The organism is Sulfuricella sp. T08 (genome assembly GCF_000971475.1).
GTDB lineage: Bacteria > Pseudomonadota > Gammaproteobacteria > Burkholderiales > Sulfuricellaceae > Sulfuricella.
Genome location: NZ_DF967585.1, coordinates 87272 through 110039, shown reverse-complemented (window position 1 = coordinate 110039; position 22768 = coordinate 87272). Strand labels below are relative to the sequence as shown.

At 57.0% G+C, this 22768-nt stretch carries 16 protein-coding genes; 6 read left to right on the top strand and 10 right to left on the bottom strand.

The genetic code is table 11. The features are described 5' to 3' along the window. Nucleotides 1-56: 56 nt before the first annotated feature. Nucleotides 57-1478, bottom strand: coding sequence for a form I ribulose bisphosphate carboxylase large subunit (locus tag SCT_RS15745; RefSeq protein WP_059424900.1), 1422 nt, complete (start codon nucleotides 1476-1478; stop codon nucleotides 57-59). Between the two features lie 167 nt (nucleotides 1479-1645). On the opposite strand from SCT_RS15745, the gene SCT_RS15740 reads away from it, so the two are divergent. The 3 genes from SCT_RS15740 to SCT_RS15730 all read left to right on the top strand — a co-directional run bounded on the left by SCT_RS15740 (nucleotide 1646) and on the right by SCT_RS15730 (nucleotide 6731). Then, nucleotides 1646-2653, top strand: a complete 1008-nt coding sequence (locus SCT_RS15740) for a LysR family transcriptional regulator (protein ID WP_059424886.1) — start codon at nucleotides 1646-1648, stop codon at nucleotides 2651-2653. Nucleotides 2654-2953: 300 nt separating this feature from the next. Beyond that, nucleotides 2954-5593: an EAL domain-containing protein gene (locus tag SCT_RS15735; RefSeq protein WP_059424881.1), complete on the top strand. Its 2640-nt coding sequence runs from the start codon at nucleotides 2954-2956 to the stop codon at nucleotides 5591-5593. A gap of 76 nt (nucleotides 5594-5669) precedes the next feature. After that, a complete protein-coding gene (locus SCT_RS15730) occupies nucleotides 5670-6731 on the top strand; it encodes a carboxysome shell carbonic anhydrase domain-containg protein (protein ID WP_059424876.1) in 1062 nt (353 codons plus the stop codon). Nucleotides 6732-6760: 29 nt separating this feature from the next. Here the strand turns inward: SCT_RS15730 and SCT_RS15725 are convergent, their stop codons facing one another. The 8 genes from SCT_RS15725 to SCT_RS17375 all read right to left on the bottom strand — a co-directional run bounded on the left by SCT_RS15725 (nucleotide 6761) and on the right by SCT_RS17375 (nucleotide 16921). Continuing rightward, nucleotides 6761-7294 carry an NADH-quinone oxidoreductase subunit B family protein gene (locus SCT_RS15725; protein ID WP_059424874.1) on the bottom strand — a complete coding sequence of 178 codons (534 nt, stop codon included), beginning with the start codon at nucleotides 7292-7294 and terminating at the stop codon, nucleotides 6761-6763. Nucleotides 7295-7396: 102 nt separating this feature from the next. Beyond that, nucleotides 7397-8944 carry an NADH-quinone oxidoreductase subunit C gene (locus tag SCT_RS15720; RefSeq protein ID WP_059424869.1) on the bottom strand — a complete coding sequence of 516 codons (1548 nt, stop codon included), beginning with the start codon at nucleotides 8942-8944 and terminating at the stop codon, nucleotides 7397-7399. A gap of 6 nt (nucleotides 8945-8950) precedes the next feature. Further along, nucleotides 8951-10399, bottom strand: a complete 1449-nt coding sequence (locus SCT_RS15715) for a hydrogenase 4 subunit F (protein WP_059424867.1) — start codon at nucleotides 10397-10399, stop codon at nucleotides 8951-8953. A 1-nt stretch (nucleotide 10400) separates the two neighbouring features. Then, nucleotides 10401-11060, bottom strand: a complete 660-nt coding sequence (locus SCT_RS15710) for a formate hydrogenlyase (protein WP_059424864.1) — start codon at nucleotides 11058-11060, stop codon at nucleotides 10401-10403. Between the two features lies 1 nt (nucleotide 11061). Beyond that, on the bottom strand, nucleotides 11062-12003 hold the full coding sequence (locus tag SCT_RS15705; RefSeq protein WP_059424862.1) for a respiratory chain complex I subunit 1 family protein: 942 nt from the start codon (nucleotides 12001-12003) through the stop codon (nucleotides 11062-11064). Further along, a complete protein-coding gene (gene hyfB / locus SCT_RS15700) occupies nucleotides 12000-14012 on the bottom strand; it encodes a hydrogenase 4 subunit B (protein WP_059424855.1) in 2013 nt (670 codons plus the stop codon). Before hyfB ends, SCT_RS15705 begins: the two co-directional genes overlap by 4 nt. Before the next feature lie 34 nt (nucleotides 14013-14046). Then, a complete protein-coding gene (locus tag SCT_RS15695) occupies nucleotides 14047-16200 on the bottom strand; it encodes a SulP family inorganic anion transporter (RefSeq protein WP_059425104.1) in 2154 nt (717 codons plus the stop codon). Nucleotides 16201-16753: 553 nt separating this feature from the next. Next, nucleotides 16754-16921: a hypothetical protein gene (locus SCT_RS17375; protein ID WP_159107927.1), complete on the bottom strand. Its 168-nt coding sequence runs from the start codon at nucleotides 16919-16921 to the stop codon at nucleotides 16754-16756. 296 nt (nucleotides 16922-17217) lie between these two features. Here SCT_RS17375 and SCT_RS15690 point away from each other — a divergent pair, with 296 nt between their 5' ends. The 3 genes from SCT_RS15690 (at nucleotide 17218) to SCT_RS15680 (ending at nucleotide 21984) form a co-directional block, all read left to right on the top strand. After that, entirely contained in the window at nucleotides 17218-18723 is a 1506-nt protein-coding gene (locus SCT_RS15690; protein ID WP_059424850.1) for an ATP-binding protein, read from the top strand. Between the two features lie 25 nt (nucleotides 18724-18748). Then, entirely contained in the window at nucleotides 18749-20122 is a 1374-nt protein-coding gene (locus tag SCT_RS15685) for a sigma-54 dependent transcriptional regulator (protein WP_059424847.1), read from the top strand. Between the two features lie 77 nt (nucleotides 20123-20199). Next, a complete protein-coding gene (locus SCT_RS15680) occupies nucleotides 20200-21984 on the top strand; it encodes a SulP family inorganic anion transporter (protein ID WP_059424845.1) in 1785 nt (594 codons plus the stop codon). A gap of 81 nt (nucleotides 21985-22065) precedes the next feature. Here SCT_RS15680 and SCT_RS15675 read toward each other — a convergent pair whose 3' ends face one another. Further along, nucleotides 22066-22758 (bottom strand): DUF599 domain-containing protein, encoded by a 693-nt coding sequence (locus SCT_RS15675; protein ID WP_237759715.1) that lies wholly within the window; start codon nucleotides 22756-22758, stop codon nucleotides 22066-22068. Nucleotides 22759-22768 lie beyond the last annotated feature (10 nt).

Genomic DNA, 22768 nt, shown 5'->3' with positions numbered 1-22768 from the left:
GAGGCGGGTTGGCTTTTTCGCCTCACCCATTACCCCTCACCCCTCACCGTAATTCATTACTTATGTGCCACGTCCAGTTTGTCGACGGTATCGAACTCGAACTTGATCTCTTTCCAGGTTTCCATGGCGATCTTCAGTTCCGGGCTGCTGGCGGCTGCCTTGGTCAGGATGTCCTTGCCTTCTTTCTCGATATTACGACCCTGGTTACGCGCTGCCACGCTGGCTTCCAGTGCGACACGGTTGGCCGCTGCACCGGCTGCGTTACCCCAGGGGTGACCCAGCGTGCCGCCGCCGAACTGCAACACCGAATCATCACCGAAGATGTTCACCAGTGCGGGCATGTGCCAGACGTGGATACCGCCGGATGCAACCGGCATCACGCCGGGCATGGAGCCCCAGTCCTGATCGAAGAACAGGCCACGGCTGCGGTCTTCCTTGATGAATTCGTCACGCATGGTGTCGATCCAGCCCAGAGTTGCTTCGCGGTCGCCTTCCAGCTTGCCCACCACGGTACCGGAGTGCAGGTGGTCGCCACCGGACAGGCGCAGAATTTTGGTCAAGACGCGGAAATGGATACCGTGGTGCGGGTTGCGATCCAGCACAGCGTGCATGGCGCGGTGGATGTGCAGCAGCATCCCGTTTTTTCGGCACCAGTTGGCCAGACCCGTGTTGGCCGTCAGACCGCCGGTGAGGTAGTCGTGCATGATGATCGGCGCGCCGATTTCCTTGGCAAACTCGGCACGCTCGTACATCATTTCCGGCGTTGGAGCGGTGACGTTCAGGTAGTGGCCCTTGCGTTCGCCGGTTTCGCGCTGAGCTTTCAGGGTGGCTTCGTGCACGAACTCGAAACGATCGCGCCACCGCATGAACGGCTGACTGTTAACATTCTCGTCGTCCTTGGTGAAGTCCAGACCACCACGCAGGCACTCGTACACGGCGCGGCCGTAGTTCTTGGCGGACAGACCCAGCTTGGGCTTGATGGTGCAGCCCAGCAGTGGACGGCCATACTTGTTCATCTTGTCGCGCTCGACCTGGATGCCCTGGGGTGGACCACCGCAGGTCTTGACGTAGGCGATCGGGAAGCGGATATCTTCCAGGCGCAGTGCGCGCAGTGCCTTGAAGCCGAACACGTTACCCACCAGCGAGGTCAGCACGTTAACGACGGAACCCTCTTCGAACAGGTCGATCGGGTATGCCACGAAAGCGTAGAAGCAGGTATCATCGCCAGGTACGTCCTCGATGCGATAGGCGCGGCCTTTGTAGTAATCCAGGTCGGTCAGCAGGTCGGTCCACACGGTGGTCCAGGTGCCGGTTGAAGATTCGGCAGCAACGGCTGCGGCAACTTCTTCGCGGGGTACGCCAGCCTGTGGCGTGATTTTGAAACAGGCAAGGATATCGGTGTCCAGCGGGGTGTATTCCGGGGTCCAGTAAGTTTGCCGGTATTCTTTGACACCAGCGTTGTAGGTCTTGACTGCCATTGCAAGCTCCTTGATTTCAGGTTAAAACGTATGCTTTCCGGTATGGAAAGCTTGTGGCTCGTTTGAGCGTGGTGTAACTATAATCAAGTAAAATCATAAATAATAATTGTGATTTATTATATAAACGATAGATAATTATCTATGTTAATGCCGAGCGATAAATTGCAATGAAACATGCGACCCTGCACCAACTCAGGGTTTTCGAAGCGGTTGCGCGCAACCTGAGTTTTACTCGCGCCGCCGAGGAACTGCACCTGACTCAGCCGACCGTGTCGATACAGATCAGGCAGTTGACCGACATCGTCGGCCTACCCATGCTGGAGCAGGTCGGAAAGCGCATCCATCTGACCGAGGTGGGGCGCGAGTTGCTTGCCGTGTGCCACGAGGTTTTCGACGGGCTGTCGCGCTTCGAGATGCTGGTTTCCGATATGAAAGGGGTGAAGGCCGGCAAGCTGCGTCTGGCAGTGATCACCACCGCCAAATATTTTGTGCCTCGTTTGCTCGGTCCATTCTGTGATCTTTATCCCGGTATCGATGTGTCGCTCAAGGTGACCAATCGGGAGCGGATATTGCAGCGCCTGATGGATAACGAGGACGATCTCTACATCCTCGGTCAGCCGCCCGAACACATGGATATGCAGGTCGAGCCTTTCCTGGAAAACCCGCTGGTGGTGCTGGCACACGGTGGCCATCCACTGGCCAGGGAAAAGAATATTTCGATCAAGCGCTTGGCCGAAGAGCCTTTCCTGATGCGCGAGGCTGGCTCGGGAACGCGCCTGGCCACCGAGCGCTTCTTCGCCGAACAGGGGCTCAGCCTCAAGGTCCGGATGGAACTGGGCAGCAACGAGGCCATCAAGCAGGCGGTTGCCGGCGGCTTGGGCGTGGCCGTGCTGTCCGCCCATACCCTGGCCCTGGAAAAAAGCTCGGACGAACTGGTGGTGCTGGATGTCGAGGGTTTTCCCATCCGGCGCCAGTGGTATGCGGTGTATGCACGCGACAAGCAGTTGACGGTGGTGGCACGGGCTTTCCTTGATTTTTTGCTACATGAAAGCCAGAAAATCTCACTCAGTTACATGCAGTGCATTCCCGGATTCCAGGCTCTTGCCTGTGACGATGGGTGCAAAAAAAAATGTGCCAAGAGGGATCGCGCTAATTCTGGCGCCAATTCAGTCTGAATCATCCGCTCCTGATGTCGAGATCGGTGTGGGCCGTGCGCGTGCAAAGCACAAGTCGCGCTTCCTTTCCCGGTTTGTGGTCTAAGTGATATGCGCCGAGCACCCGGAGCTGTTGTGCAAGATGTTCATGCAAAGCGGTGCTTAACTGGCACTCCAGAGATCTGGAAAGGGTCACTGCAGATTAAGAGCAAAAATCGCTTATGATGAGCGTAGAATTCATCGATTACCCTGATAACATATGCAATATCCGAATATTTTCATACATTTGCCCCTTCTTTTTTTGCGCAGATAAAATTTCCTATGTTTATTAAGCCCGACAGTGTGAAGTTTGCGGCAGCCCAAGCCGATGAAGAGCTGGATTTATATCGGGGGTACCTTGAGACTCTGGGCCTAGTTGCCGGATTGCTGCTGGAAGAATCCAGCGAGCACAATCTGACGGAAGTCATGCGGCTACTTGCTGAAACTACCGGTGTGAGCTGTTGCTCCCTTTTCCTTAACCAACCCGATGAAAGCGGGTTAGCCTGTGCAAAACTTCATTGCACTTCTTCTTCCTCCATGGGTGTAAGGCTCTTGTCGGATTTGCCCCAATTCCACGAGTTCCAGTACCAGAACTATCCTTTGCTTTCCGATACCCTGCATGTGGGTATGGTGCTTTCAAAACAGATTTCCGAACTTCCTCAGGCCGAAGCCACCCTTTTTGCCGGGCAACAGATTCACACCGTGCTTTGCATCCCTCTCCTGGTCAGCGGTGAAATGGAAGGATTCGTTGGTCTGTTCAGCCGCGACACAACGCGCAACTGGTTGCCGCTGGAGATCAAGGTGCTGTGCACGATTGCCAACAGCCTGGCGCTGGCTTTGGCGCGCAAACGGGTCGAGCAAAGCCTGGAAGCGGGTGCTACCCGTCTCAGGGCGCTGGTGGGCGCAACCGAAGATCTGGTCATTGAATATGACCTGATGGGCCAGATTCTCAATATCTGGACTGACAATCAGACCTTCTCTCTCGGGCTCGATGCGAACCTTGCTGGAACATCCCTGCAGCAGTCACTGCCTGACGACATGGCGCAGGCCATACTGCTGGCGACGCCCCGAGTGCTTGCCAGCAGCAGCCGGGAAATCTTTGAATTTACCCTGAGCATTAATGAAGAAGACCGGTTCTTCATGGGAAGGCTGCAAATGCTGCCATCCGAAACCGGCCAGGCCAGAAACCTGGTTGCTTTGATACGTGATGCTACAGAGCTGATTCAGGAAGAGGCGCGGCGCCAGTCCATGCTCGAGACGATGAATCTGCTTGAGGAAGCCATTGTCGATCTATCCCCCGAGGGCTGGCTGCTCAACTTCAGTTCTGCCTGGAGCAAGCTGTGTGACATATCGGTAGAAAACGGGAATAAGTGTATCGGAACTCCCTTGTCTGAATACATTTATCCAGATGATCGCACATCGCTGGGCGAGCTCATCGAGCAGCTGGTTTCCGCACAGAAACATTCCGATGTAATCCGTTTTCGACTGCTGCCCATTCAGGAAGACCCGATCTGGGTGGAGGCTCGCCTGCTGGCACACTGCTCCCGCCAAGGAAATGTCATCGCCTTGCGCGGGGTGCTGCGCGACATTACCTCTAGCCACCTGCAGGAGCAGCGCATTACACAGCTTGCCCTGCACGATGCGCTCACCCAGCTACCTAATCGCATCCTGCTTGAGGATCATCTGCAGCAGGCCATTGCCCGTGCGCAGAGAAACAAGACCAAGGTCGCGCTAGGCTTTATCGATCTGGACCACTTCAAGCATATCAACGACACGCTGGGGCATAACGCCGGAGATACGGTACTCGTTGCTTTAAGCATGCGCCTGCAATCCGTGCTGCGGGAAATCGATACCCTGTCGCGCTGGGGTGGCGATGAATTCGTTGTCTTGTTGCCGGATGTCAGCAATGAAGAAGACTTCCGCAGGGTAGCCGAACGCCTGCGTGATGTGGCCCGGGATAGCATCGACCTGGATGGCGTGGAAACCAAGGTAACGCTCAGCATCGGCTTTGCGATTTTTCCGGATGACGCAGATGGCCCGGAAACGCTGATGAGTGTCGCGGACCATACCATGTTTCATGCCAAGAGCGTTGGACGCAACAATGTGCAGTTTTACCAGGACATCCACGACAAGACGCTGGATCGGGAGAATGTCCAGTTGCAGACTCGCCTCAACCGTGCCATCCAGGATGGCGCGCTGCAGGTGTTTTATCAGCCGGTGGTGGATGTCGAAACCCAGCGGATCATTACGTTCGAGGCATTGGCCCGCTGGCATGACGACTCTAACGGCTGGGTCGCGCCGGATGTCTTTATACCCATGGCGGAACATCTGGGAATTATTCAGGAACTGGGAGAACAGGTATTCGACCATAGCCTGCAACGGCTAAAAAGCTGGCGGGAGGTGAATAAGCTCGTTCAGGCCTCAGTCAATATCTCGCGACTACAATTGTTTGCGCCCGCATTTGTGCAGAACCTGTTGAGAAAAGTCGATGATCATGGGCTTAAGCCGCAGGATGTTGTACTGGAAATTACCGAAAGCGTGGCGCTTCTGGACCTTAACTACGAATCGAAGCGCCTGCACGAGCTTCATGATGCAGGATTCTCCATTGCCATCGACGATTTTGGCACGGGCTACTCTTCGCTGTCCCAGTTGCACAAAATGCCCGTGGACATCCTGAAAATTGACACATCATTCACATCCCGTCTGGACATGGAAGATGGCCGCCGTATTGTTCAGGCCATTGTGCAAATGGCTGATGCGCTCAACCTGAAGATGGTTGTGGAAGGTGTCGAAAAGCTTGAAACCGTGTTATACCTTCGAAGTCTTGGCGTCTGTCAGATGCAGGGCCATTATTTCAGCGCTGCATTACCGGGCGGGATGTGCGGCAGCCTGCTCCAGAACAATCAGACCTTGTTCAAATAATCCTAGAGCCGGCAGATGGATTAGTTATGGTGTGCGTTCATCGCGGTGCAGGGCAAGTGTTACAGGGAGATTATAAATGGATATCCATAGCAAACCGATCCAGCAACGTATCGAATGGCTGATCGGCCATGCCAGCAGGCACTCGTCATCTTTCTGCAGCCCCGAACAATATCTCGCACGGGAGCGCTATCTGGCTGAACACCCGACCGATATCGTGGTGCTCAAGTGCATGGACGGGCGCATCAATATCCCCGTCGCCACCAATACGCCGCCCGGCATCATCATGCCGATCCGCAACCTCGGCGGCATGTTCAACCTGGGCTGGCCGCATCTCGGCGAGGTGCTGGCCAACCACGTACAGGACATCGTCACGACCGGCCGCCGGGTGCTGATGCTGATCACCTACCACTTTTCCAAGGGCGATCCCCATCGCGGCTGCGCCGGTTTTTGCTATGACACCGAGGCGGCAATAGCGCATACCTGCGCGATCAAGGCGCAGGTCGAACATGTCTTCGGCACCGGCCACGCTACCGTATATCCGATCGTCTGCGGATTCGAAACCGACGAGGACGCCATTATTCTGCACGGCAACAACGGCGATACCCTGGAGGTGGCGAAGCTGACTGAAAAAGACGAAAACACCTTGGGACGGCGTCTCGAAGCCCTGTTCCCGGATATGCCGCAGCGGGTGAGCAGCGATCTTCTGCCGCTGCTCATCGGCAACATGCAGCACGTCACCGAAATCCGGCACATCCAGCGCACCCTGGATATCGAGCACCGCGAATGGATGATCTGCCTGGGACGCGGTTTCGATTTCCTGCATATACCCAACCTCGCCCTGATCATCGGCCCCTACAGCCCGGACCTGGCTGATCCGATCCGCAAGGCGGCGGGCATCATCCAGAGCAACATGGCGGCCGGTCGCATTCCGGACGACGGCTTCCTGCTGCTGGCTTCGGTACCTTACAAGGAAATCGGCGTGGACCGGGCGCGTGCCGAACTCAAGTCGCGCTTTCTGTCACAGTTTGCCGCCGAGGTGATACGCAGGGAATTCAAGGATCTCGCCGGCCGGATGTATGAACGCACTGCGGTGCTCGACTGGCGTTCGCGCGAACTGGAACTGGTTAGTGCTGATTGAGCAGGCTTGCTTACCCGGAGAGGCGATGGCTATTTTGAGTCTTTTTCCTTTTTGACGCCGCCGGTTACGGCGGTGAGGATGCCCTGCAACAGAGCAATCGGTGTGGGTGGGCAGCCGGGTACCGCGATGTCCACAGGGATCACGTTGGAGATTTTTCCGCAGCTGGCGTAGCTCTCGCCGAAGATGCCGCCGTCGCAGCCACAGTCGCCGACGGCGACCACCAGCTTGGGGTCAGGGGTTGCATCGTAGGTGCGCTTGAGCGCAATTTCCATGTGGCGAGATACCGGTCCGGTCACCAGCAGCATGTCGGCATGTCGTGGGCTGGCGACAAAATGGATGCCCAAGCCTTCGATGTTGTAGTAGGCGTTGTTGAGGGCGTGGATTTCCAGTTCGCAACCGTTGCAGGAGCCCGCGTCGACGTGGCGGATGGCGAGTGCACTGCCAAGGTGCCGCAGGATTTCTTCCTGCAGGTTCTGGGCTTCCACGCGTAGCGCCTCGTCGGGCTGAGGAGGCGCTTCGGTCTTGATGCCGGTGTTCAGTATTTGTTTGATGATCTGGTACATGATTTCCAGCTTTCAGTAATCAGCTATCAGCTGTCAGTTTGGTTTTGTGCGCGGCTTGCCGCGTGGGGGGTTAGCTGAAGGCTCAGAGCTGACAGCTAACGCTCATAAATCGACCCCGGTATAGCTCAGGTTGAACGATTTGTTGATGAGCGGGAAATCCGGCACGATGTTGCCGATAATCGCGTGTTCCAGAACAGGCCAGTTCTGCCATGATGGATCATGCGGGTGCAGGCGATGGATCGCGTTGTTCTTGCCGGTATGCAGCGCAATCAGAATCTCACCGCGCCAGCCTTCCACCCAGCCCAGCCCCAACGCGTTTTCCGGCGCATCGCCGACGGTTGTGCGGAGCTCCCCTGCCGGTAGCTGATCAATGATCAGGCGGATCAAGCGCATCGATTCCAGTACTTCTTCGAAACGTACCGTGACCCGGGCCGCAACGTCGCCATTGCGATGAGTGGCCATGCGCACATCGAGACTATCATAGGGTGCGCAGGGGAACTGTGCGCGCAGGTCCCAGGCTTGGCCGCTGGCCCGTCCAGGCAAACCGGTTAATCCCAGTTGCGCAGCCAAGTCTGGCGAGACTTTGCCGGTAGTGAGGAAGCGATCCTGGGCTCCGGCGTGTTCGTCATAAATGTCTTTCAGGATCTTGATCCCATGTTCGAGATGCCTGAACACCAGTCGGATACGTTCGCAACCCTTGTCGTCAAGGTCGCTGGCGACGCCGCCGGGTACCACTTTGTCCATCAGGTAGCGGTGGCCGAACAGTTCGCCGTTCAAGCGAAGCACATCTTCCTTGAGTATCCAGAACTGGGCGAAGCCGAATGCCAGCGCCACGTCGTTGCCCAGGTAGCCGAGGTCGCCGAGGTGGTTGTGGATGCGTTCCAGCTCGAGTAGCACAGCGCGCAACGCCAAGGCGCGAGGCGATGGCGTGGTGCCGGTAACGCTTTCCACCGCTTGGGCGTAAGCCCAGGCATAGGCTACGGTACTGTCGCCGCTGACCCGCCCGGCAAGCTTCGCGCCCTGTTCCAGGTTCATGCGCTCGAAAAGCTTTTCGATGCCCTTGTGCTTGTAGCCAAGGCGCTCTTCCAGTCGCAGCACGCGCTCGCCAATGATCGAGAAACGGAAGTGGCCTGGTTCGATGGTGCCGGCATGGACCGGGCCGACCGGGATTTCATGGACGCCGTCGCCGGTAACCGTCACGAACTGGTAGCCATCCGTTTCCGTGGGGAAAACCGTGCTGCCATCAAAGTTCTTGCGCAGCGGGTGTACAGTATTTGGCCAGGATTTGTGGCGCAACCATTTGCGGCGGTCGTTGCTGCCGCTGGCATGAAGGCCGAGCATGTCAGCAGCGGTGCGCTGCATGCGGTTGGCGCAAGGGAACAGGTCACTGATCCTGGGATATGAAGGGCGCTCGGCGGAAAGAGGCAGGGTCAGGCACAGCATGCCCAGCGCGGTGACCAGCGAGACATGCAGGGCATAGCCGGCATCATGCGCCAGTTCGTCGCTGCCCCACAGCGCGACCAGCTTGCCGCCGCCGCGCGCGACCTGCTCGCACAGGTTGCGGAATTCTTCAGCATCGACCGTGCCGTGCCAGATCGGCATGGCGCCGGGTAGCTTGGGAAATTTTGTCGGGAATTCGTCGAGTCTCATGATTCTTTATCCGATCAACGCAGCCGCCTGGCGATACCAGTCTGCCAGGTAGGGCGGGATATACAGCCCGAGTAGCAGTACCAATCCCAGATGCACGAACACCGGAACCAGCGCGGGCGGGTGGGGCAGGCGTTCGTCGGTGGTTTCGCCGAAGACCATGCTCTGTACCCGGCTGAATATCGCGGCGAATGCTACGCCCAGCGCGGCGAGCAGGAACGGCGTGGTCCATGGGTAGGCGTGCATGGCGGTGGTTATGATCAGGAACTCGCTGGCGAACACGCCGAATGGCGGCATGCCGAGTATGGCCAGGGAGCCGATCGCCAAGCCCCAGCCTATAGTGGGGTTGGTCGTGATCAGGCCGCGGATATTTTCCATTAGCTGGGTGCCGGATTTCTGCGTGGCATGACCGACGGCAAAAAAGATCGCCGATTTGGTGAGGGAGTGCACGGTCATGTGCAGCATGCCGGCGAAGGTCGCTACCGGGCCGCCCATGCCGAAGGCAAAAGTCATCAGCCCCATGTGCTCGATCGAGGAATAGGCGAACATGCGCTTGACGTCCTTCTGGCGCGACAGAAAAAACGCGGCCATGACTACACTGAGCAATCCGAAGCCCATCATCAGGTTGCCGGCGAGATGGCTGCCGAGTGCGCCATCTACCAGTACTTTGGAGCGAACCACGGCGTATAGCGCAACATTGAGCAGCAGGCCGGAAAGCACGGCGGAAACCGGTGTCGGGCCTTCGGCATGTGCGTCGGGCAGCCAGTTGTGCAGCGGTGCCAAACCAACTTTGGTGCCATAGCCAACTAGCAGGAAGACAAATGCTAGTGACAGCACGGTCGGTTCCAACTGGGTTTTGACGGCGTCAAGGTGTGTCCATAGCAGCGCCGTACCGCCTGCACCGAGCACTTTTTCCGCCGCAAAATAGAGCAGGATGGTGCCGAACAGTGCCTGGGCGATGCCGACGCCGCACAGGATGAAATATTTCCATGCCGCTTCCAGGCTGGCCGGAGTGCGGTAGAGCGAGACCAGCAGCACGGTAGTCAGGGTTGCTGCTTCCATCGCCACCCACATGATGCCGAGGTTGTTGGTGAGCAGTGCCAGCAGCATGGTGAAGGTAAACAGCTGGTACATGCTGTGGTAGAGCCGCAGCATGTTGATGGTGAGCTTGCCGTGTACTTGCTCGATGCGCATGTAGGGGCGCGAGAATAGCGAGGTAGTGAAGGCAACGAAAGCGGTAAGGGCGACCAGGAAGACGTTGAAGGAATCGACGAAGAACTGCTCGTTCAGTGCGGTCATCGGGCCATCGGTGATGACCCTGACGGTGAGGAATGCGGAGGCTACGAAGGTGCCGAAGCTCATGATGGAGTTCAGTTCGGGCGCGAAGCGCTGGCCGCCGAACAGCGCCAGCAACAGGCCGCCGATCAGGGGAATCACCAGTATCCAGAGAATTTCCACGTCAATCTTCCTTGAGTTTTTCCATGTGCTTCAAGTCCAGGCTGTCGAAGGTTTCCCGGATCTGGAAGAAGAAGATGCCCAGGATGAACATGCCCACCAGCACGTCGAGTGCAATCCCCAGTTCCACCACCATAGGCATGCCGTAAGTGGCGCTGGTAGCGGCGAAAAACAGGCCGTTTTCCATGGCAAGAAAGCCGATTACCTGCGGCACCGCCTTGCTGCGCGTGATCATCATCAGGAAAGAGAGCAGTACGCTGGCCATGGCAATCCCCAGGGTGCTCTTGGTGATGGCTCCACCCATCATGGAGATCGGCGCCGCCAGGTTGAAGGCGAATACCACCAGGGCGATGCCGACCAGCATGGTGGTCGGGATGTTGAACAACGTCTCGATGTCCCATTTGACGTTCAGTTTGCGCATCAGGCGGTGCAGGATCCACGGCAGGATAATCACTTTCAGTACCAGTGTCAGCGCCGCCGAGTAGTAAAGGTGATGCTGGTGCGAGGAATAGGCCACGATCACGGTGCTGATGGTGAGCATTAACCCCTGCAGCGCAAACAGGTTGATCAGTGACAACACCCGGCGCTGTGACAGCATGCCAAAGGAAATCAGCAGCAGCAGTGCTGCAAACAGGTTGATGAGTTGTCCGGAGAAATTTTCCATCTCAGTTTCCATGCAGGAAATGGACGAGCAGACCCAAAACGGCCAGCAGAAAGGCAGTACCCATGAATTCCGGTACGCGGAAAATGCGCATCTTGGCGGAGATGGTCTCGAGCAGCGCCAGGCCGGCTCCCGCTACCGTTAATTTGATGAACAGGGCGGCAAGGGCAAGCGGTAGCGCGCCCCAGTTGCCGGCCTCGGCGATGCCCCATGGCATGAACAGGGCGAAGCCGATGGTGGTGAAGGCGAGCAGCTTGAGTGCGCTCGCCCATTCGATCAGGGCAAGGTGGCGGGCGGAGTATTCCAGAATCATGGCTTCGTGGATCATGGTCAGTTCGAGGTGGGTGGAGGGGTTGTCCACCGGGATGCGCGCGTTTTCTGCCAGCAGCACCATGATGAAGGCGACGGCGGCGAAGGCCAGGCTGGGATGGATGATGAACTGCTTGTGTGCGAGGGTCTCGACGATGGTGGTAAGCGAGGTGGAGTGGCTGATTGCGGCAGCGGTGAAAAACACCATCAGCAGTGCCGGCTCGGCAAGGAAGCCGACCAGCATTTCGCGTCGTGCGCCGAGCGTGCCGAATGAGGTGCCGATATCCATGGCCGCCAAGGAGACGAAGACGCGTGCCAGGGCGAAAATGCCAACCAGCGCGATCACGTCCACTGCCGGGGAGAGCGGCAGGTCGGTCGCGATTACTGGCACCAGGGATGCTGCCAGCCACATACAGGCAAACAGGATATAAGGGTGAAAGCGGAACATCGGCGAGGCATTGTGCGCCAGCACCGCATCTTTGTGAAACAGCTTCACCATGTTCAGGTAAGGCCGCAACACGCCAGGGCCGCTGCGATTCTGCAGCCAGGCTCGGCACTGATTGACCCAGCCTAGAAGCAGGGGTGCGATCAACACTACCAGCGTGTCCTGAAAGAGCTGTAAAAGTATGCCGTTCATCGGATAAACGCCAGTAGTGCGAGCAGGGTGACAAAACTATATAGCAGGTAAACATGGATGCGGCCGTGCTGCAACTTGCCAACCATGACGGAAATTTTTTCGGTGACTCTGGCGATCGGCAGGTATAGCAGGTTCCACAGGCGGTCGCGTGATTCACCGTGATAGTGGGGTTTTTTGTCGAAAGGGGATGGGACGATGCGGGTCACCCCGAGAAAGGGCTCGAAAATCTGGCGGATAGGCTGGCCGAAACCTTCGGCGGTATCCTGCATCCGTGCCGTCTGCTCAGGAAAGCCGCAGTCCCAGGCTGGGCCGCGGCGCAAACGGCCGTGATAGAATTTTTTTACTAGGAATATCGTGAAAATAACGCCGACGACAATGATCAGGAACAGGATTAGCGGGCTGTAACTGGCACGCTCGGGCTGGATCGGAGTGAGCAACAGCCAGCCGGTCTGCGCGGCGGTGCTTCCAAGGGTTTGGCCGAGCAGCATTTGGGTGACTGGGTCGATAAGCAGGATGACGAATACCGGGAACACCCCCAGCAGGATGCAGCCCAGTGCAAGCCAGGTCAGCCCCAGTCGTTCAAAGATGCCAATGTCGTGGGCCTCGTGCAGGGTCTTTTCGCGCGGCTGCCCAAGGAAAATCACCCCGTAGAATTTGACCATGACATAGCCGGACAGCGCCGAAGCCAGGACCAGCGCGGCCGCAGCGACCGGAATCAGCATGTTGAGATAGGAATGGGGTAGCCCCGGCGAGAGCAGGAAAGCCTGCAGCAGCAGCCATTCGGATACAAAGCCGTTGAGCGGGGGCAGCCCGGCAATCGCGAGGGCGCCTACCAGCATCAGCAGCGCCAGTTTCGGCATGTGATGGATGAGCCCGCCCAGTTTGCCAAGATTCCGCTCCCCGGTGGCGTGCAGCACCGAACCGGTGCCGATGAACAGAAGACCCTTCATGAATGCGTGGTTGAGGGCGTGATACAAGGTCGCGGTGAGCGCCAGTGCGGCCAGTGCGTCCTTTTCGAAGGCGTGAAAGGTGAGGGCGAGGCCGATGCCAACCAGAATAATGCCGATGTTCTCGATCGAGGAGTAGGCGAGCAGGCGCTTCATGTCCGTCTGCACGGCGGCGAAGATCACGCCGAACAGCGCGGTGATCAGGCCCAGCGTCAAGGCCAGTACGCCCCACCACCAGATGTGCGCATCGAGAAGGTCGAGAGAAACACGCAGGATGCCGTAAATTGCGGTTTTCAGCATGATGCCGCTCATCAGCGCCGAAACCGGGGAAGGAGCGGCTGGGTGCGCTTCCGGCAGCCAGATGTGGAGGGGCAGGATGCCGGCCTTTGCGCCGAAGCCGAACAGGGCGAGCAGGAAGGTGACGCTGGACCAGAATTCGGTCAGGTGCGCTGAGCGCATGGTGGCGAAGGTGTAATCTCCGTGGCCGCCCTGCATCACGCCAAAGCACATCAGGATGGCGATTGCGCCGACGTGGGCGACCAGCAGGTAGATGAAGCCTGCCTGGCGGATTTCCGGCACCTTGTGGTCGGTGGTGACCAGGAAATAGGAAGACAGTGCCATGGTTTCCCATGCCACCATGAACATATAAGCATCATCCGCCATCAGAACCAGGGCCATGCTGGCGAGGAAGACGTGGTATTCGAAGCACAGCAGCCCGAGGGTGTTTCCTGGCATGTCGCGGAAATAGCCAGCCGAATAAAGCGAAATGCCGATGCTGGCAGCGCCGAGCAGGAGCAGGAAAAATGCGGACAGAGCATCCAGACGCAGATGGAAGGGCAGGTCGGGCAGGCCGAGCGGTAGCACAGCAACATTGACGGCGCCACCCAAGCTGCCCAAAGCGGCAGCCGCCAGGATCAGTGCACCCAGGGCGCCGGCGGGGAAAATATACTGCGTGATGGCGCGGGTGTTTTGCAGCAGCAGGCCTGCCAAGCCCAGTAGCAACCAATAGACGATGACACCAAAGGTGACGTCGATGGGCAGCAGGGTTGAAGCAAATATCACGAGTGGTTCTCCAGCATCTTGTTATTGACGCGCATTATAGCCAGGTTTTCACCCCATCGGCACCGCCAATGTGGCCGCCCTTCATCAGGCGGCACTGGGCATTGGGATCGGTTTCGAGGACCTCGGCATAAATTGAATCCAGCGCCTTGTCCTCGTCGGGATAAATGTTTTCCTGGCCGATGAAATCGAACAGGCCGGAATGGCGCATGACGTCGATCACCTGTTTCTTGAGGCCGCTGAAAACCACCCGGATGCCGTTGGAACGTAGCCTTTCCACCATGTGGTGGATGACTTCATCACCCGAGGCGTCGAGCTGATTAATGCCATCCGACACGATCAGCAGGTGCTTGGCGCAGGGGCTGTTGGATACCGCTTCCAGGATAGTGTCTTCGAAATAGGGTACGTTGGCGAAGTAGAGGGAACCGTCGTAGCGGATGGCGATGATGTAATCGCTGACCGGCAGGTTATGTACTTTAGAGTCGCGCAGTGTGCCATCTTGAGCGCGTCCAAGGATGGCGACGCGCGGCGACATGGTGCGGTAGAGGTAGAGGATGATGGCCAAGCCGGCACCGACCATGATGCCGTTGTCAAGGTGAGGTGCGAAAGCCAGGGTGGCGACAAAAGTCACGGCCGAGGCGATGCCGTCGTGCTTGTGGGTGTGCCAGGCATGTTTGATCGCCTTGAAATTGACCAGGCCGATCACCGCCATCATGATCACCGCGGCCAGCACTGCCTGGGGCAGGTGGTAGAGCAGCGGGGTGAGGAACAGCAGGGTGATCAGCACGATTGCACCGGCAAACACCGAGGACATGCCGGTTCTGGCGCCGGCGTTGAGGTTAACCGCCGAACGGGAGAATGAGCCACTGGTCGGGAAGGCTTGACTGAAGCTGCCGACAATATTGCCGATGCCCTGGCCGATCAGTTCCTTGTTCGGGTCGATGCGATCCTTGGTCTTGGCGGCCATCGCTTTGGCAATGGAAATGGCTTCCATGAAACCTACCAGGGAAATCACCAGTGCCCCGGAAAACAAGGTCACCATCATGTCCCAGCTGAACTTGGGCAGGTCCAGTTTGGGAAGGCCAGCGGGGATGGAACCCACTACCTCACCGCCACCGACCAGCTTGAGTTCGCCCTTGCTTACTTTCTTGATGCGCCAGCGGTAGCCGTCGGACTTCTCGCCCTGAGGCACCTGGCCGACCAGGTAAAGCCTGGCGGCTTGGCCATCGGCTGTGGGTACTTGCTCGAAAATGAACTTGCGCAAGGAGCGGGCGAGCTTGCGGTTTTCGCCTTCCGTATCCTTGTGTTCCAGCTTGAGCAGCTCGATTTCGTAGTTCAGCGCGGCGGTGCGCTGCGAGCTGCCTTCATGGCTCTTTTGATGCTGCTTGAGTTCGGCTGATTTGGCGCTGATCTTGTTGTTCAGTTCGTCGATCTTGGTTTCAGTCTGGGCGAATTCACTGGCCAAGGTTTTAACGTCTGCATCCATGATCTCCTCGACCTTGCCATTGCTGTTGTGTTCGAAGCCGATCGACCAGCTGACGATGGTGGTGAGGGCAACAGCGATCAATACGCCGGGCATCTTGGGAGCGAATTTTTTTAGCCCCCACATGATGGCGAAGGCCGAGACGCCCATTAGCAACGTCGGGAGATGGGTGTCGCCGACCTGCTGCAGCACGCCCCAGATATCCTGGATGAAATGTTCGCTGCGCCCCATCGATACGCCGAACAGCTTGTTGAGCTGGGAAAGGCCGATGATGATGGCCGCAGCATTGGTGAAGCCGACGATGACAGGGTGGGAAAGAAAATTCACCACCACCCCGAGTTTGAACACTCCCAGGGAGAGCTGGATGATGCCGACCATCAGAGCCATCATGATCGCCAGCGCGATGAACTGGCTGGAGCCGGAGGCGGCCAGCGGAGCAAGAGCGGATGCTGTCAGCAGCGAGACCACCGCAACCGGGCCGGTGGCCAGTTGCGCTGACGAGCCCCACAGGGCGGCGATGACGCCGGGCAGGAAAGCTGCGTAAAGTCCGTAGTAGGGAGGCAGGCCGGCGAGCTGGGCGTAGGCCATGGACTGGGGAATCAGCACCAGTGCAACGGTGATGCCGGCGATCAGGTCGGCCTTGATGTTCTCACCGCGCAGTGGGAACCAGCGCAGAAACGGAAAAAAACGCGCTACTTGTTGATTCATATTGCCCATCCCTGACTCATCATATTTTTAGTGCGGAAAGATATTCCGCCATGGAGGTCTTGTTTTAGAGTCCAATAATATCAGGCTGGAGAGGGATTAGGAATAGGAATGCTTTATGGCCTTATTAATTGGATTTTGACGGCATTTGTCGGGCGAATCAGAATTCATTTTGCAGTCTTTTGTAGCCCTTCACCAATTCATGATTAGCGCGCAACACGTCCTCGGAGAAATCGCTTACTTGCGTCGAAACTTGCTCGATCCGGCACAAATCGGCAAGGAGTGAATATTGGTGGTAGAGGGTATTTTTATAGAAGCGCTCGGGAATCGTAGCCGCAGATGATGGCGGTCTGGTCCACATAGGCGACACCAAGGCTACCCGGAGTGGCCCGTCCGCAGTAAAGCCTCACGTTGATGGGGTGTATCGCGATCTGCTACGACGGCCGGGTGAAGCCGGGGAGTTCGTTGTACGTGCCGGGCTTTTCGGAGCCGGCGCCCAAGTTCCTGGAGCCGAATTTCAGTGGATTGTAGTAACTGTAAATCTACAGATTGGGCCTTAAAAAGCTGGGACTGCAGGGTGACGCGCAGTTGTTTCAGAGCTTTTTTCTTTTGCTGGTATGCTGGGGTTCCCCTGAAGTATTTGTTTGACTGCATCCAGATCGCCGGCCTCGGCATAGGCCATAGCGGCGAACAGGTTTTTTAGTTGGTTAATTATATTGTGCATGATTTTATTCCTTCCGTATCTACGATACTTGTCGGTTTTCATGCTTGAAAATAGAGCATTATCTGTGCCACGCTTGCATTAATTAATTAACATAATGATTATTAATGATTTGTTGTGGTGTTTGCGGATTCATGGAAATGCATTTTTTTGTTACAATTAGTAATGCCACGGTTTGCTACAGTGATTTACAAGCAAAATTTCCTTTGTAGATAAAGGCGTTGCGTTTTTTATCGATTGGTTACATTGGTAGCTCCGATCGTTGCTAAATGCAACAATCGGAGCTACCATAGAAACCCATGAAGCTACAATCCTCGCTGCGGCAAAAAATCACGCTTGGTTACCTGGGCTATTACGCCATGGCCCTGCTGATCATAGCTCTGTCCCTGTTCACCTATATCGAGTTGCGTTTGATCGAGCAGAAAATCAAACTGGGGGGGCGCATCACGGAATTGTTCGATGCAACGCTGGAAATTCGTCGCTTCGAGAAGAACTATTTTCTCTACCGGCAGGACAGCGATTGGCAGGAAGGCAACCGCTATGCCGCCAAGGTGGTGGAGTTACTTGAGGGCAATGCCGCGGATTTTTCCGTGCTGGCCTCAGCGCCACGTATTGCAAGGCTGCTAAACGATGTGCGGGCTTACCGTGCCCTGATGGCTGAATACGGGCGAGCAGGTTTGGCTAATGCCCACCAGAAGACGTTGCTGGAAGTGCAAGTCAGGAGGGTGGGCAAGGATGTCGTGACCATTGCCGAGGGGATGGCGGATGCCGAGCGGCGCATGATCCGCGAGTCGCTGGACCGGTTTCGCACTACGCTGGTGGTTTCCATTGTGCTGATTTCCCTGTTGATGGCCGCCATCGGCTGGATGCTGTCGCGCCTGGTGGCGCGTCCCCTGAGGCACCTGGATCGCTGCGTAGAAGCGGTTTCGAGTGGCAGGCTGGACAAGCTGGTCGTGCCTTCCGGGGATAGGGAAATCATTTCGATCACCCAGGCGTTCAATCACATGATCGGCGAGCTCGAGCTGCGCCAGAAAAGGCTGCTACGCTCGGAGAAGCTTGCCTCGCTTGGCACCATGCTTGCTGGCGTGGCGCATGAGCTGAACAACCCGCTGTCGAATATTTCACTGTCCTGCCAGATTCTGCTGGAGGAAGTCGGCGAGTGCTGCCCGGAACAGGGTAAGGAACTGCTGGAGCAGATCGACGAGCAGACGGAACGGGCACGGAAGATTGTGCGGGCGTTGCTGGATTTTGCGCGGGACAAGCCGGTCAAGCGGGAAACGGTGCGCCTTGCGGCTTTGTTCGAAGAGGTCTTGCTGTTTCTCAAGGGTGAAACGCCGCCTGGCGTTAGCATTGTCACCGAAATTCCTGCTGACATCGTGCTGCAGGCGGATCGGCGAAGGCTGGAGCAGGCGTTCCTGAATTTGATCAAGAATGCACTGGAGGCGACCGGCGAATCTGGTGAGATTCGAATCGGGGCAGCCAGGCATGGTCTGACCAAAGAGAGTTTCGTGGCCGGACAAGGGCACGACACCCGCTTTCTCGGCAAGGGTTATCCGGGAGTGGAAGCAATCGACATTGAAATTCGCGACAGTGGCCCAGGCATTCCAGCCGACGTCCTGCCGCGCATCTTCGACCCCTTCTTTACCACCAAGGACGTAGGCCGGGGAATGGGGCTCGGTCTGTTCATCGTTTATGAAATCGTCGAGGAATACAACGGCAGCATTTCGGTAAATAGTGAACCCGGGCACGGTACGGTGTTTCATATCCGGCTGCCGCTGGAACCTGCTGACGGGCCGCAGCAATAAGATTATTGATGGAAGAGAATGGAACATGATTCAAAGTAAGGGAAAGTTGTTGATCGTTGATGACGAGAAGATTGCACTGAAAAGCCTTGTCCACGTCCTGAAAAAGGATGGCTATGACGTGACCGGCGCCCAGAGCGGTATGGCTGCCTTGGTATTGATCGAGAGCCAGTCATTCGATGTGGTGCTGACCGACCTCAAGATGGAAAAAGTGGACGGCATGCAGGTGTTGAAGAAGTGCCGCGAGCGCAACTCGGAAACCGAGGTGATCGTGATTACCGGTTATGCGACGCCGGAGTCGGCGGTGGAGGCCATGAAGCAAGGCGCGTTTTATTATATTGCCAAGCCGTTCCGTCTCGACGAGGTGCGCCAGGTGGTTGGTGAGGCGATGGAGAAAATCAGCCTGAAACGTGAGAACCGCCAACTGCGTGAGCAGATCGAAAGCTACGAAGGCCGGGTCAAGATCATCACCCAGGATCCGAGCATGCTGAAGTTGCTGGAGATGGCCAGGCAGGTGGCGCCGACCGACTGCAACGTGCTGATCACCGGCGAGTCCGGCACCGGCAAGGAACTGTTCGCGCGCTATCTTCACTACAACAGCAATCGGGCGGACGGGCCGTTCCTGGCGGTGAACTGTGGCGCGTTCAGCGAGCAGTTGCTGTCGAACGAGTTGTTCGGCCACGAGAAGGGCGCGTTCACCGGTGCGCTGACGCTGAAGAAAGGGCTGATCGAGTCGGCAGAGGGCGGTACGCTGTTCCTCGATGAGATTACCGAAATGTCGTCGGCGATGCAGGTCAAGCTGTTGCGCGTAATCCAGGAACGCGAGGTGCTGCGTCTGGGTGGCACCTCGCCAGTGAAGGCGGATGCCCGCTACATCGCCGCCACCAACCGGGACATGCAGGAGGTGACCAAAGATGGGTCATTCCGACAGGACCTGTTTTTCCGCCTCAATGTCGTGAACCTGCATATTCCGCCCTTGTGCGAACGCGGCGGCGACGTGGTGCTGCTCAGCTACTTCTTCCTGAAAAAATTCGCCACCCTGATGAAAAAGGAGGTCACTGAAATTTCGGCCGAGGCGATCGCCATCCTGGAAAGCCACGACTTCCCCGGCAATGTGCGCGAACTCGAAAACGTTATTGAGCGCGGGGTGGCGATCAACACCGGCCATGTCATCCAGGTGGCTCACCTGCCCGACAATTTGCGGGAATTGAGCGCGCGCTCATTCAAGAAAAAGGAGGGGCGCATTCCCTCACTTGAGGAGCAGGAAAAGGCTTATATCCGTTGGGTGTTGAACGAGGCGGGCGGGAATCAGACGTTTGCCGCTCAGATGCTCGGCATCAACCGCGTGTCGCTGTGGCGCAAGCTGAAGGTTTATGAAATGGAGGAGGGAAACGGTTCTTGATGGCAAGGGGTGAGTTCTGTAGAATATGATGCAAATTAGAACTACGATGTTTAAATTTGCAACATATAGGATGTGCGTTGAAGGATATTCTCGCCTGTAATCTCTGGCTCTATAAAGTTTTCCCCTTCTTGCGCTGGTGGCCGATGGTGGACGCGCAGGCCGCCCGCACCGATCTGGTCGCCGGGCTGACCGGCGCGATCATCGTGCTGCCCCAGGGCGTGGCGTTCGCCACTATCGCCGGGTTACCGCCGGAATACGGCCTTTACGCTGCGATGGTGCCGACCATTATCGCCGCGCTGTTCGGCTCCAGCTGGCATCTGGTATCCGGCCCGACCACTGCGATTTCCATCGTGATCTTCGCTGCGGTCAGCCCGCTTGCCGAGCCGGGCAGTGCGCAGTTCATCAGCCTGGTGCTGACCCTGACTTTCCTTGTTGGCGTATTCCAGCTCGTCATGGGACTGGCGCGCATGGGCGTGCTGGTCAACTTCATTTCCCATACTGTGGTGATCGGCTTCACCGCCGGGGCGTCGGTACTGATCGCCGCCAGCCAGATCAAGAATTTCTTCGGCATCGACATCCCGCGCGGCTCGCACTTTTACGAGATCATCCGCCAACTCGTGCTGCAAATCGGCGACATCAATCCTTACGTCACCTCGGTCGCAGTGGCGACATTGGCCTCGGGTATCCTGGTAAAAAAGTTTTTTCCGAAAATCCCCTACATGATCGCGGCAATGCTGATCGGCAGCCTGTTTGCGCTGCTTCTGGACAGCCTGTTTGGCAATGAGGCTACCCACATCCTTACCGTCGGCGCTCTGCCCGCCCACCTGCCGCCGTTCTCCCTGCCCGACCTTTCCCTGGTGACTATCAAGAAAATGTCATCGACCGCCTTGGCGGTCACCATGCTGGCGCTGACCGAGGCGGTTTCGATAGCCCGCTCAGTGGCGGTACGCTCGGAGCAGCGCATCGATGGCAATCAGGAATTCATCGGACAGGGCCTGGCGAATATTTTCGGCAGTTTTTTCTCCGGCTATGCATCGAGCGGCTCGTTCAACCGCAGCGGTTTGAACTATGCTGCCGGGGCGCTAACCCCTCTGGCTGCGGTGTTCTCCGCACTGTTCCTTGCCGCCACCCTGCTGCTGGTGGCACCGCTCGCCGCTTACCTGCCGATTCCGGCGATGGCGGCGATATTGTTCCTGGTGGCGTGGGGACTGATCGACTTCCATCACATCCATTCCATTTTTCACACCAGCCGGTCTGAAACCGTGGTGCTGTTCACCACGCTGCTGTCAACGCTGTTCGTCGAGCTGGAGTTCGCCATCTATGTCGGCGTGATGCTTTCGCTGATGCTGTACCTCGCCCGTACCTCCCAACCCGCCGTCGTGCCGGTGGTGCCCGCCGGAGAAGAAGGCTCCTACCATTTCGAAGATGCCAAGGGTCACGTGGAATGTCCGCAGTTCTGCATGGTGCGTATCAACGGTTCGATTTTCTTCGGTGCGGTTGATCACGTCCAGCGCAGCTTGCTGCAGATCGACGAAATAAATCCGCAGCAGAAAAGCGTGCTGATTATCGGCGGCGGCATCAATTTCATTGATGTCGCCGGCGCGGAAATGCTGGCTCAGGAAGCCAAACGGCGCAGGAAAATGGGCGGCGGACTGTATTTCTACAGGCTAAAGGATACGGTGTATAATTTCCTGAAGCAGGGGCGTTATCTGAAAGATATTGGCGTGGGCGGTTTTTTCCCGGCCAAGTCGAACGTGACCATGGCGGTTTTCAACACCCTCGACCCGGAAATTTGTCGCAAGTGCCAAGCCAGGATTTTCAAGGAGTGCAAAACTACACTGCCCGGCGGCGAGCCACGCTAAGCCTAAATCGAGTCGAGGTGTAAAAAACGCTTTATGGATATATTTGTCGCAAATGTGGGAAAGTTTGTGCGGCGGCGGAGTTTAATCTGTATCGCTGTAATCCATGACCAGTATTTTGGGTGCACGGTCGATGCGATATAAAACAAACAGCAGGCCAACGGTCGAGACGAGCATGAAATGCGGCCCGAACAGCCAGAACACCAGGGGTACCAGAAAATAGTAGGCTCGCATGCCAATGCTGTAAAAACGTCCGGCTCGATTGAGGTGGGTGGCCACATGCGCCGGGGTGATCATCTTGTGATTCAGCCCGAGGGGGACATTGATCATGTATCCGACATGGTTGAATACCCGAATGGACATGGCGAAGCTGAAGAAGGCGACAAACAGGTCGAGCAGCAGGAAAATCAATTTCGTCAACCATAGCGCAGGATGCTTCGCGCCTACAACGTTAAGCACATGCCATGTGGCTTCGAGCTTCCCGCCCTGCTCGCTCAGGGTAAGTACGCCAATGACAAGCAGCACCGAAGTGGAGGCGAGAAAAGTGGCGGCCATGGTGGAATTGCGCAAGGTCTGTACCGCCAGAAGCTCCTTGTTGCCATCGTGCATGATGGTCTCTACCCATGCGGTGCGGGCAATCCTGTTGATTGCCCCCACGGTGTAGGCGGGATCTTTCCTGATTTTGCGGCGTAGAAACAGATGATAGGCGATGACAAGCAGTATGCTTGCCATCAGGCTCAAGAGGTCGTTGCCGAAAATTTCGAAAAGGGATGACACGATATTGGCC